12 protein-coding genes are annotated in these 12,738 nt (G+C 41.5%); 6 read left to right on the top strand and 6 right to left on the bottom strand.

From position 1 onward, the window contains the following. Window positions 1-105 precede the first annotated feature (105 nt). Complete coding sequence (locus DBR32_RS00435; RefSeq protein ID WP_124634315.1) at window positions 106-1,194, top strand: acyl-CoA desaturase; 1,089 nt, start codon at window positions 106-108, stop codon at window positions 1,192-1,194. A 356-nt stretch (window positions 1,195-1,550) separates the two neighbouring features. On the opposite strand, the gene secDF is transcribed toward DBR32_RS00435, so the two are convergent. Further along, on the bottom strand, window positions 1,551-4,637 hold the full coding sequence (gene secDF / locus DBR32_RS00430; protein ID WP_124634314.1) for a protein translocase subunit SecDF: 3,087 nt from the start codon (window positions 4,635-4,637) through the stop codon (window positions 1,551-1,553). 197 nt (window positions 4,638-4,834) lie between these two features. Between secDF and DBR32_RS00425 the strand changes: the two genes are divergently transcribed. The 3 genes from DBR32_RS00425 to DBR32_RS00415 all read left to right on the top strand — a co-directional run bounded on the left by DBR32_RS00425 (window position 4,835) and on the right by DBR32_RS00415 (window position 6,552). Continuing rightward, window positions 4,835-5,860 (top strand): Smr/MutS family protein, encoded by a 1,026-nt coding sequence (locus tag DBR32_RS00425; RefSeq protein ID WP_124634313.1) that lies wholly within the window; start codon window positions 4,835-4,837, stop codon window positions 5,858-5,860. A 9-nt stretch (window positions 5,861-5,869) separates the two neighbouring features. After that, the gene (locus tag DBR32_RS00420; protein WP_124634312.1) at window positions 5,870-6,169 is read left to right on the top strand and encodes a hypothetical protein; all 300 of its coding nucleotides are present in this window, start codon (window positions 5,870-5,872) and stop codon (window positions 6,167-6,169) included. Between the two features lie 74 nt (window positions 6,170-6,243). Next, the gene (locus tag DBR32_RS00415; protein ID WP_124634311.1) at window positions 6,244-6,552 is read left to right on the top strand and encodes a hypothetical protein; all 309 of its coding nucleotides are present in this window, start codon (window positions 6,244-6,246) and stop codon (window positions 6,550-6,552) included. On the opposite strand, the gene trmD is transcribed toward DBR32_RS00415, so the two are convergent. Both trmD and pyrF read right to left on the bottom strand, forming a co-directional pair. After that, window positions 6,553-7,227, bottom strand: a complete 675-nt coding sequence (trmD, locus tag DBR32_RS00410) for a tRNA (guanosine(37)-N1)-methyltransferase TrmD (protein ID WP_124634310.1) — start codon at window positions 7,225-7,227, stop codon at window positions 6,553-6,555. It lies immediately after the preceding gene. Between the two features lie 14 nt (window positions 7,228-7,241). Beyond that, a complete protein-coding gene (gene pyrF, locus DBR32_RS00405) occupies window positions 7,242-8,054 on the bottom strand; it encodes an orotidine-5'-phosphate decarboxylase (protein ID WP_124634309.1) in 813 nt (270 codons plus the stop codon). Window positions 8,055-8,155: 101 nt separating this feature from the next. On the opposite strand from pyrF, the gene DBR32_RS00400 reads away from it, so the two are divergent. After that, entirely contained in the window at window positions 8,156-8,758 is a 603-nt protein-coding gene (locus tag DBR32_RS00400; protein WP_124634308.1) for a trimeric intracellular cation channel family protein, read from the top strand. Between the two features lie 5 nt (window positions 8,759-8,763). Continuing rightward, window positions 8,764-9,285, top strand: coding sequence for a C40 family peptidase (locus tag DBR32_RS00395; protein ID WP_158605864.1), 522 nt, complete (start codon window positions 8,764-8,766; stop codon window positions 9,283-9,285). 62 nt (window positions 9,286-9,347) lie between these two features. Here the strand turns inward: DBR32_RS00395 and DBR32_RS00390 are convergent, their stop codons facing one another. The 3 genes from DBR32_RS00390 to DBR32_RS00380 form a co-directional block, all read right to left on the bottom strand. Continuing rightward, entirely contained in the window at window positions 9,348-9,653 is a 306-nt protein-coding gene (locus DBR32_RS00390) for a phosphoribosylpyrophosphate synthetase (RefSeq protein ID WP_124634306.1), read from the bottom strand. Window positions 9,654-9,795: 142 nt separating this feature from the next. Further along, on the bottom strand, window positions 9,796-11,484 hold the full coding sequence (locus DBR32_RS00385) for a hypothetical protein (protein WP_124634305.1): 1,689 nt from the start codon (window positions 11,482-11,484) through the stop codon (window positions 9,796-9,798). A gap of 77 nt (window positions 11,485-11,561) precedes the next feature. Then, window positions 11,562-12,617, bottom strand: a complete 1,056-nt coding sequence (locus DBR32_RS00380; protein ID WP_124634304.1) for a prolipoprotein diacylglyceryl transferase — start codon at window positions 12,615-12,617, stop codon at window positions 11,562-11,564. Window positions 12,618-12,738 lie beyond the last annotated feature (121 nt).

Here is a 12,738-nt window from a genome sequence, read left to right as displayed (position 1 = left end):
CATGCTCCGATCATTTCGGAGCATGCTTGTTTTTGGTATATCTTTATACCTAAAAGATTATGATCCACGTTTTTAAATGAGACATCTATAAGACCTAAACAGTATATGGAAGATCAGAAGCCCAAGATAAAATTTAAGAAAAATACCTCTTCTTTTTATAAAGAGTTGAATGATTGTGTGCAGCAGCAGTTGACAGAGCAGGTAATGCAACAAGCCTACCGGCTGATAAAATGGAAATGCATTGTTTATTCGGTATTATTCCTATGCTTTTATGCCAACCTGTATAACCCGATGCTGCAACAGCACTTTTGGTTGCTTGCTGCTAATTATACCTTATTGGGATTATCCGGGATCTTACTGGCCTTTAACTGTGCCCATGATGCCGTACATCATACCTTCAGCCATAATAAGCGATTGAACCGTGTGTTGTTTTACCTTATATTTAGTTTGCAGGGGGTGAACGCTGCTTTGTGGCGCAAACGGCATATTGCCTCGCACCATATTTTCCCAAATGTGGATGGCTGTGATGCTGATATAGATAATAATCCTTTTTTAAGGCTGTCGGAAACCCATCCCTTAAAACCACAGCACCGCTACCAGCACCTCTTTGCTCCTTTGTTATATTGCTTATATACCCTGCATTGGATCCTTATTAAGGATATCATTTACTTACGCCGTAAAGAAGTGGCTAACCTGAGAAACCAGACTTTTAGCGGCTCATTTGTAACAACGCTTATCCTTCTGAAATTAGGATATTTTGCCTTTATGATCGGCTTACCTTGTCTGTTCACTCCTTTAACCCTGGGACAGGTACTGCCTGCATTTTTGATTATGCATGGTGTCATTTCCTTGTTTTTTGTCTTTACCCTCATCATTTCTCATTTGAGTATGGAAACCGCTTTTCCTGTGGTGGATCCCGAGGGTAATCTACCTTTTGATTATTATGAACATCAGCTGTCGGTTTCTTTAGATTATCATCCGGAGAGTAAGTTGGCCAATTGGATCTTTGGGGGCTTTAATGCCCATGCGGCACATCATCTGTTTCCCAAATACCCACATACGGTTTATGCCCTTATTACGCCTTCTATTCAAGCTAAAGCGGCGGCGCATGACTTATCTTATCACCGGCTACCGATGCATCGGGCGATCCGTTCCCATTTTAGATACCTTAAACGCATGGGGCAGAAGCACTAGCTGATCTGGTCATCAATTATACAAATGAAGATCTATCGATTGACAGAAACAGGCCTTTCCTGAAATTGGGTGTTTACTCATTTTATATAACGATAGTCATCTCCTAAGGGATGCTAGCATGGTGGCAAAGTGGTTTTGCGCGGCTATCGCCCGGGTAAAACAGTTATTTTAGTTTCTTTATTTGGGAACAGAAAGGAGCAGAAAACGATTAGAGAAATGGGGTCCACAAATACGGATTACCATAACTATTTAGAAAATGAATAGCAAAAAACGTTTACGATAAAAGGATCATCAATTCATAATAAATCAGAAGGGCTATCNNGATAGCCCTTCTGATTTATTATATTGCTTATGGATTAAGCTTTTGTCTTCAAGTTTTTGATACGCTCTTCTTTGTCTTCTTCAACACGTAAAGAATCAGATTTATCCATATCTACCAAGACCGGAGCGGCTAAGAAGATAGATGAATAAGTACCGACCAATACCCCGATTGACATAGCGAAGGCGAACCCTCTCAATACTTCACCACCGAAGATAAACAAGATCACAGCGGTTAAGAATACCGTCAATGAAGTCATAATCGTACGCGATAAGGTATCGTTGATCGCACGGTTGATTACCGTTGTTTTATCGGCATTAGGCGTCTTACGGAAGGTCTCTCTGATACGGTCAAATACAATAACGGTATCATTCATCGAGAACCCGATAACGGTTAGTAAGGCCGCGATAAAGTGCTGATCGATCTCTAAAGCAAATGGTACAAGGTCTTTAGCGAAAGAGAATACCACAAGGGTAACTGCTGCATCGTGTATCAGCGATACGATAGTACCGATAGAATACTGCCATTTTCTGAATCGGATGAAGATATACAGGAAGATGGCAATTACCGCAATAATAGAGGCTTTAATCGCTCCCTTTTTCAGGTCTTCAGAAATGGTTGGAGATACTGCTTGTGTACTTTGTACATATTGTGTTGAGAACGTAGCCAGATCAACATTTGCAGGAACAAATTTCTCTGCTTTCAGTCCATCATACAATTTCGTCAATACTTTATTTTCAGCATCTTTCCCTTGCAGGTTAACCAGGTAATCGGTTGTGATATTCAATTGATTATTGGTACCGATGGTTTTTACTACAGGGTGTTTGCCTAAGTGTGCGGTTAATTTCTCTCTTACCAGCTCTGTTTTATAAGGTTGGTCAAATTTAATCGTATAGCTACGGCCACCGTCAAACTCCACACCATAATCAAATCCGTGGAAGAAAGAAGCAATACCTAAACAGATAATGATTGCAGAAATCACATAAGTGATCTTTCTTTTCTCAATGAATTTGAAGTTCGCTTTATGGAATATTTTCTCCGATAATTTGGTGAAATATTTGAAGTGACGACCTTTTTGAGTATAAGCATCTGTGATCAAACGAGATACCATGATACCGGTAAATAAGGAAAGTACCAGGGCAATGATTTGCGTGAAGGCAAAGAATCTGATGGCACCCATACCGAATACTAATAAGATAACCGCGGTAATCAAACTCGTTACGTGACCATCTAAAATAGGGGCATAAGAACGTTTGTATCCTTTGTCTACGGCTTCTGCATAAGTATCACCTAAGGCCAGTTCATCTTTAATCCGCTCAAATATAATTACGTTAGCATCCACAGCCATACCAATACCGAGTACGATACCGGCAATACCAGCCATGGTTAAGGTTGCTCCAAATTCGGCCAATAAACCAAAAGTGAATAACATGTTCAACAACAATGCGATGTTGGCAATGATACCAGCTGTATTGTAATAGATGATCATTAAAATAAAGATCACTAAGAAAGAGACTGCAAAGGATTTCAAACCACCGTCAATCGATTCAGCACCCAAAGTAGGTCCTACGATTTGCTCTTGCACGATTTTGGCCGGAGCAGGTAATTTACCTGTTTTCAGGATGTTTGCTAATTCTGTACCGGAAGTGGCATCAAAGCTACCTGTGATCGAAGAACGGCCACCGGAAATTTCGTTGATTACGTTTGGTGCAGAATATACATAGTTATCTAAAGTAATCGCGATCGGATGACCTACGTTATCTTTTGTCATTTTAGCCCAAATGGTAGAACCTTGAGGGTCAAATTCTAAAGAAATCTCTGCTTGGCCATTTTGCTGGAAGTCAAATTTCGCATCTTTTACGCGATCTCCCTCCAGTTTTGCATCATCAGTACCCGGTAAGGTCTTGATTGCATAAACACCCAGCGTTTGGTTCTTGTCTTTTTTAGTGCTCGCTTTTGCAAAAGGATTTTCGCCCAATAAGAATTTTACGTTAGCAGGGAATTGGTTTTTCACCACATCCATGTTTAATAATTCTAAGACTTTCTCCTTGTTTTTGCGCTCAATAATACCGATTACGCTCGCATCAGCAGCCTGTCCTTCTTTGGTTACCATTGGGGACATATACGTAAACAAAGAAACCTCTGTTTTAGCATTTGCTTTTGTACCTGCTACTGCTTTACTCGTGTCGTTTAACAAGCTGGTTAAGCTACCGTCTTTTGCCTTGGCTGTATCATTTTTTGCTACAGCTTTAGAAGAATCAGTGCTTGTTTTTGTGGTATCTGTAGTAGTTTTACCACCATTCAGATAGCCTTTTAACGCTTCGTCTGCTTTGAAAACAGATTCAACTAATTCTCTGTTGGTATACACTTCCCAGAATTGCAGTTTTGCGGTAGCCTGAAGGGTATTACGTACCGACTCAGGATTCTTAACACCGGCAAGTTCCACATTGATGATCCCTTTATCTTTATCTAAAGTGATGGTCGGTTGTGTTGCGCCAAATTTATCGATACGTGTTTCCAGTACTTTATAAGTACGCTCAGTTGCCTGAGTCGCCTCTTCTTTGATGTATTTTAATACTTCTTCGTTTGTACTGTTACTCGTAATCTTAGATTGGTTTGGTTTTGCAAACATACCCGCTAAGCGACCACCCGGATTTACCTGGTTGTATGCACGTCCGAAAAGCGTAATATAGTTTTCCGGGTTTTTTTCATGCATCTGATTCGCTACTTCGATTGTTTTTAACAAAGCCGGATCCTTCGGATTCATGGCCATAGATTGTAACAATCCATCTAATCCAACTTCAAGCGTTACGCTCATACCACCTTGTAAATCAAGACCTAAGGCAAGTTCCTTAGACTTTAATTCCTGATAGCTGTATTTAGCGCCTAAGAAGCTGAATGCCGTTTCGTCGCGAAGACTATCGGTGATATGCGCAAACGTTTTGTCAATCAATTCTGCTTTTGCAGTACCGGTTGCTTCCGGGTGCTGTTGCTTAACTTGCTTAACGGCGATTGCGTTGTACTTCGCGTCCACATTGTGGGCGATGAATGTGAATGATAATCTCCATAACGAAAAGATTATCAGGGCTGCGGTAAAAAATTTTACCAATCCTTTTAATTGCATACCAATAGTAGTGTTATGACTTTAATTAACAAAATTTAATAAGTGGGCAAATATAATGGTTTAATTCCAATTTGTTATATATATTTTAGCATTTCAATTCCTTGTTCCTAATTGCTTAGTTCTTATATTGCCTTCCGCAATTTTGAAGCCTATTGGACGTATCTTTGCGCTTTAGCAACAGGTATAAAACGAAAGACATGAAGTTCTCGGTTGGAGATAAGATTCTCTTAAAGCATACAAAAGAAGAAGGCCAGATTACACAAATACTGAACTCGGAAATGGTAGAAGTTGCGGTGCTGAACACACATTTTCCTGCATTTATCGACGAGGTTGAACATCCATATTTAGATTGGTTTACCTCTAAAAAAATGAATGCGCGGAAACGCGCGCTTACTTTAGACGATTTTCCGGCAGAACATAACATTCCCGCAGCACAAGGCGAAAAGATGCATTCGGGGATGGAATCCGGTTTCCACATAGCATTTTTGCCGGTATACCATTTCGACGAAAAAGAAGAAGAGATTGCCAAACTCAAATTATATTTTATCAACCAAACAAATTATACCTTAAAGCTGAAATACGATTGCGTTACCGCTTTGGGTAAGGAGTTTTCTTTTGGGACCACCATCTATCCTTATCAGCATTTATACCTGCATCATATCAAATTTGATTTGATCAATGACCGGTTGCATTTTGATTTTGAAATCAATGGTGTAGGCAAGGAGATTCAGTATAAATCCCTGCAGCATCAGTTGAAGATAAAACCTAAATTGATTTTTCAAAAACTGCAGCAAATAAAAGAGCATAATCAGCCGATGTTCCATTGGAGCATTGCTACGGATTTTCCGGTTATTAATACTGCAGAACTGACCAAAGAGCTGTGGGTACCAAAAGCGAAACCAAGTAATGTATACCAGTTTAAAAAACGCGCAAAGCAATCCAATGCGATTGATCTGCACATTGAACATTTGCTGGATGATTATGATTTCCTGGATAATTTTGAGAAATTAAATGCGCAGTTACAAGCCTGTGAAGACGCTATTCACACGGCTATCCAGCAACAGCAGGCCTCCATTATCCTGATACACGGAGTAGGCTCCGGCAAATTAAGAGAAGAAGTACATGCTTTACTGAAGAAAATGCGTAAAGAAGTGCGGCATTTTGAAAACAAATACAGTAGTAAATATGGTTTTGGGGCTACAGAGGTCTTTTTGAAATATTAAAATGGAGCAATGAGCGAGGATACCCTTTATATAAGTTTGGGCTATGTGCTCAGCTGGGTCAGTATGATTCTGTTATGCTATGGATTATCAAAAGCCGGCTCTTCTAAGAGGTGGCGTTCCTTATTGGTCAACCTTGTGCTGCAGGCACTCTATTCCCTTGGGGCATGGTACCTGCTGAAAGAGGCTTCCGGTGGTGGTTCCGGCTTGCTTTGGTTGTCTCTTTTGCTGATGATGCTGGGCATACATTTTGTCGTCAATATCGGATACAGCCTTATTTGTTATCTGCGTTATGCTCCGCAGAAAAACTGATTATTGATTTTCTCTGTCGCTTATTTGAAATATTAGCGAATAGTTGTTATTATTGTTTTACAAAACAAAAAATTATGCTGGAAATATTAGCACTGGTATTTATTACAAGAAAAATTGGTGCCTTGGCGATCCAAAAAGGGCTTAGCTCCGGGAGATGGAAATTTTATACAGTGCTCACTTGGTTCCTGGCAGAGTTTGCCGGTCTGTTTCTGGGCTTGTTTATTATCGGAATGGAAATGCCTATAGTCGCGGCACTATTGGGTTATGGCCTGGCCATAATAAGTATACTCATCCTCAGAGCGGCGCTTAACAATAAACCGGATGTCGCTTTGGACACCTTTGATTTTGATAAGCAAGATGAAAACAGCCAGTTTGTATCCTGATTAATCCAATAGATCGGGCCTTCTTTCCTTAGTGCGTTGTAGCGACTGGTTATAACGCCATTCATCAATCAGCTTATGATTGCCACTCATCAATTCCTGCGGTACTTTCATGCCGCGGAAATCTGCCGGGCGGGTATATACCGGTGGGGCTAATAAATTGTCCTGAAAGGAATCGGATAGGGCAGAGGTTTCATCGTTGAGTACACCCGGGATCAATCGCCCGATAGCATCCACCACAATTGCGGCAGCCAGTTCCCCGCCACTCAGTACATAATCGCCTACCGATAATTCTAAAGTGATATATTTTTCCCGGATGCGCTGGTCAATACCTTTATAGTGACCACAGAGGATCATCAGGTCGCCGCCTAAAGACAAACGGTTGGCCATGGATTGGTTAAAGGTTTTGCCGTCCGGGGTCATGAAGATAATCGCTGCATAACTGTGCTCTGCCTGTAATTTATCGATTAAAATAGCCAGCGGTTCCGGCATGATGACCATACCTGCACCTCCACCAAATTGATAGTCGTCTACCTGTCCCTGCTTATACGGCGTATAGGCTCTCAGGTCATGGCAATGCACTTCCAGTAAGCCTTTATCCTGTGCACGTTTCATAATAGAATGTGCAAAAGGGCTTTCTAATAATTTAGGGACAACGGAGATAATATCAATACGCATGGGTAGAATAAAAATTAAAGTATTGTTTCTAATAAAACAGCCATTTCTTCCTGATAGGCTTTAGCCGCCTGTGCGGCATCGCTGGCAAAGTTTGTTCCGTTGCTGGCATAAATCACCGCTCTGGATACATTCACCAATAAGCCACAATCCTTGTTCATCGCTACTTTGGCTACGGTTTCCAGATCTCCACCTTGAGTACCTACTCCGGGCACAAGCAGGAAGTGATCGGGAATCAACTGACGTACCCGTTCCAGATAATCAATTCTGGTCGCACCAATGACAAACATTGTATTGTCGATAGTACCCCAGGAGGCTACGGTTTCTAAAACAGCTTCGTATAATTTTCCGCTTTTAAACGGTTGTTGCTGAAAATCGGCACTGCCGGCATTGCTGGTCAGTCCCAAGACGATTGCCCATTTGCCCGGATATTGCAAGAAAGGGCTTACGCTGTCTTTGCCCATATAGGGCGCTACCGTTACACTGTCAAAAGGGTAAGTATTGAAAAAAGTTTTGGCATACTGATCGGCTGTATTGCCGATATCACCGCGTTTCGCATCTGCGATAGTGAAAATGTCTTTGGGAATGTATTGTAAGGTCTTTTCTAAGCTAATCCAGCCTTTAATGCCCATGGCTTCATAAAAAGCAGTATTGATTTTATAAGAAACCGTATACGCTTTGGTGGCATCGATGATCGCTTTGTTAAATTCAAAAACAGGATCTTCTGTCGCTAACAAATGTTCAGGCAATTTAGTGATGTCCGTGTCAAGGCCTACACATAAGAAACTTTTTTTAGCCATAATGGCTTCTTTGATTTGCTGGCGGTTCATAAAACTGTTTTCAAAATTCGGCTGCAATTTACAAATAGATTCTTGCTTAATGGGCGCTTTATCCTTTTTTGTTTTTAGATTTGTCGGGCAATAAATCTAAAATGAATATTATTGATATCATATCATACATCGGGATCTTCGTTTTTGCGATAGCAGGAGCCTTAAAGGCACGTACCAACGAGATGGATATCCTGGGGGGACTGGTCATTGCCTTTGTTACGGCTTATGGAGGCGGAACCATCAGAGATGTCTTGCTGGGAATTGGGCCCGTAAACTGGATTAACAATAATATTTCACTGACCTTGGTGTTAGTGGCCAGTTTTATTGTATTTCTATCCAAAAGGAATATTGATAAATTTAAGAAAACGATTTTTATTTCTGATGCGATTGGTCTAGGCATGTTTACGGTACTCGGTATCGAACGCAGCCTTGCGCATGGCGCCAACAGCATTTACGCGATTTTACTTGGCGTTATTTCGGCTACCTTCGGGGGCTTATTGTCCGATATATTGTGTAACCGCGTGCCTGCTTTGCTGAAAAACGGAGAGATGTATGCCACGGTTTGTGCCATAGGTGCTTTGCTTTATATTATCCTGATGAAGGCCAGAGTAGATGATAATATCTCTATGGTATTGTGTGTGCTGGTCGTTGTGGTGATCCGTATTATGTCTAAACTAAAAAACTGGTCGCTGCCTAATATTTAATGCTGATGAAACAATGGATTGTTCTAATACTATGGATGCTTTCGGGTATTGCCTGCGGCACGGCTAAGCGGGCTTCAAGACCAGGTACAACACCGCCAAACCGTATAGAGGAGCCTGCAAGAAACAAGTTTAAAAACAGGGCGGCTATTGTGACCTATGCCAAAAAATACCTGGGCACACCCTATGTGTATGGCGGTGCTGATCCGGGCAAAGGTTTTGACTGTTCGGGTTTCGTACAGTATGTATTTAAACATTTCAATATTATAGTACCCAGAACGACTAAAGATTACGCTGCTTTTGGAAAAAGAACGAGTTTGAAAAATGCGAAAGTCGCCGATCTTATTTTATTCTCTCTGTATGATGATTACAATACCATAGGGCATATTGGGATTATATGCGCCATAGAGCAGGACAAAGTCTTTTTTATTCATGCCGCTTCCGGTAAATCATCTAAAAAAGTAATGATCAGTGAGCTCACAGGAGTGCACCTTAAGCGGATGCGCTTTATTACAAACGTTATGGAGTAGCTCGAAATAATCTTCTTTTAAAGGTCCCTATGCACAACTATTGACATAGGGGCTTTTTAATATTAATGCAATCCGTCTCTGAACTTAAGGCGTTTAAGAATTTGAGCGCTCCTCCCTTCTGCAGAAATGCCATAACCCGTTACCAGCATACCTTTACGACCGTCTTTGCTTTCTAAAACGTATACAGTAGACAGATCATCGGGATTAGAAAAACCTTCAAACCGGTGAAATTCCACAATTTCAAAATCGGCTACATCGTATTCGGTACCATTACAAATCAGGCAGTTTTCTGATAAATTAAAATCCAGCGTATAGCCCCTTGCCATCAGGTCATTTGTAGCCTGGGATAATGTTTCGTAAGTATTCATTTTTAGCAGTTTAATCAGTAGCTAATATACGAAATAATGTGCTTGAAGGGCCTGGGTTTGTATTACAAGTGTGTTAATTGCAGGGAGATTTGGGCTATGCATTGTGGCTAAAACCTTAGCTGCTTACTGTGCTCAGAACAGACTACCATTGTTCGCCGCCAATATTTTTCATATCAACAACATGCCAGTCCTGCCCAACGGAATACAGTAATACAGTACCGGGAGACAGGGGTTGGCGAAAACTCAGGGTATAAGAACGCCCGTCTGGTTCTACATCAAATTGATACAATTCATTTTCATAATCGGAAGCCCCGATATAGGCGTCCCACCACCAGTTGCCCGATTGATTGAATAAAACCCGTATCGTCTGTGGATCAATGACCACAACATGTGCCCCGTCATACCTGGACAACATATTAAAACCAGCCACATCATATATCCTGCCTTTTTGCGAAACTTGCGTCAATAAGCGCAGGTTCCTTTGGAAATTACCGAACTCATATCGTCCCATGATAGAGACGCCATTTAAGTAATTGGGAATGCTTAAGAGCACCACCTTTGGCGCATCTTTCCATTTATAATTGCGGAGTAAGCCCCATTGTACTGCAGCGGCGCTACGCACTTCTCTTACGAGGTATAAAGTGACGGCCGTATTGCCTAAGAAATACAAAATCAAAACGACCTGGCGGACGATTTTTTTCCTGATGAGCTGTACCAAGGCCAGGACAATCCAGGCATAAATAAAAATGGATCCTAAATAATAATAGCGGAACCCTTCGTATAAAAAAGAAGGATAAAAATACATGGGTAAGGCCACGGCCAAACTAACCAAGTACAGCAGGAAGAGGCTGAAATTCATTTGTACGCGCGGGTTTGCTTTTTTGAACCGATATGCCCCAAAGAGTAGCGCACCAATTACAAGTATCCCCATGACAATAATATAAACGGGGCTTGCGGCCCATTGCAGCCATCGGTCCCTTGCCCATTGGGGCCATAAGTAATCCATGCCGATTACCCGGCCCATGTACAAACTGTATTTCTCCACCAGATTTCCGGGACGAAGCAGGGACAGCATTCCGCTTCCTTCATCTGCGCCGACACGGGCGGCGAAACTACCCAGCAATAATTTTAGAGCAGCAAAATACAACAACATGATGAGTACGCTAGGCAGCAGGATATTTCTTAGCGCCGAGCGATATTGTTGTTTTGAAAGATGGCCCCCATACCATAAAGAAGTGCTGATGATGCAGACGAAAAGGGGTACTGTATAAAAGATTTCTAAAAAGAAAGTGGCAATATAAAACAAGATGCAAATTGCCCAAATGTATTTTTTACCACCCCTTTCCAGATAGGTGAAAAGCCAGCGGAGTATTTGAAGGATAAAATATACACTTAGTAAGTAGTGACTGCATACCTTCCATACAAGGGGTTCTGTGGCCATTGGCCCCAACAGGAACAGCAGGGAGATGAGCAAGTAGGAATACTTTGAATGGTTCGCTTTAATGAGCTGATCATATTGTAACAATATGCGTTGCACCATCATTGCATTCAGGCTGTGCAAGGCCGTAAATGTCAATATCCAGGGTATGGGATGCACCCCGAAAACAGAAAAGAAAATATAGTGCACCAGGTTTACACCATAGTACAGGCTTTGTTCCGGAGAAAACACGAATTGCGTGAATCCAGAATCCTGATATTGCTGTAAAAAGAAGGGATAATCCCTTACAAAACCACCTTTAGCAGCCAGAAGGTATATGCCCGCCGTTATCACCCAGAAGATGAAAAAAAGCGGGAGCGGTTTTATCCATTTGTCAAACTGTTTTAGGATCATTTTCTGAACGGACTTAAATACGCTAACAATAAATATACTTCCGGAAGAGGATTAATACCTGGATCGAAAGACCATGCTTATGCTGGCTGGCTGATACTTGTTTTGTGTTTTCTGAGTAATAAGAATATACCGATTATGATAAAAGCAAAGGAAATGATTTCGGCCTGTGTAGGATGTATAAAGCCCAGGTCGTAGCGTGTATTTACCCGAATTTTCTCTACCAGAAAGCGCTCCAGTCCGTTAAAAATAAGATACACACCAAATAGTTGCAGTGGCTTGCCTAAACGTTTGCGGAGCCCCCATAAAACCGGAAAAATAATTAAGGTACAGGCAAGGAATTCCCATACAGAAGTCGGGAAAACAGCCACCGGCAATACAGAATTGTATTCTTCCTGATCGCCTGCTATCTGCATGCCCTCGTTATTTACATTATGCTTGTAGTTCATGGCGACAAACCATCTTGGTAAGAAGCTCGGTGCTGGATAGTAAATGTGCGGTACTTTCCCCTCAAATTTTTGCATATACTGTCCCTTTTCTATTACCGTTTTATCAAAGTCTGCCGTAGTGGCGGTGGTCAGCGTACCATCTGCTTGTGTCACGTAAGCACTGTTATAAATCCCCCAATCTCCGTCGCCGGAAAAATGACAACCCAGTCTGCCGATGCCATAAGCAAGGATCAAGGCCGGAGCCGCCGCATCGCATAAATGCCTGAAGTCTAATTTTATTTTTTTAGCAAAATAATACAATGCAGCTGTGGCCACAATGAGCCCGCCATAAAAGGTCAAGCCGCTTCTGGAAAACAGGCTGCCGATCGGATCCTGGATAAAATCACTCCATGTTTCCAGGGCATTAAACACCTTTGCACCGATAAAGCCGGCAATGGCAGCCACAAAGATAAAATCGGATATTCTTTGATGCGGATAAATGCTTTCTTTCTGTCCCGTTTTACTGTTAACCTTAATTTGAGGCAAAACAAGGCCCAGCTGTGCTTTTCGCTTTAACTCTTTCTGCCAGGCTATGGCTCCGAATATAAACCCCATGGCGACGAAGAAACCAAATGTTTTTAAAATACCTAAAGCAGGGATGTCGAGGCCTAAAAGGCTTTTTATCAGGTAATGGAAATCTGGATACATATTAGAAATTCAAAGGTTAAAGATACAATACTGTTGTATGGAACGGGCTTCTGTCAAATGAAATGATGCGTTTAAGCCCGGGCAAAAATAACTAACCCAATGTATAGTACAAAGAAAATAT

It is taken from the genome of Taibaiella sp. KBW10 (assembly GCF_003852495.1).
Lineage (GTDB): Bacteria > Bacteroidota > Bacteroidia > Chitinophagales > Chitinophagaceae > Edaphocola.
The sequence above is the reverse complement of the archived record's forward strand: the minus strand, read 5'-3'. Positions and strand labels throughout refer to the sequence as shown.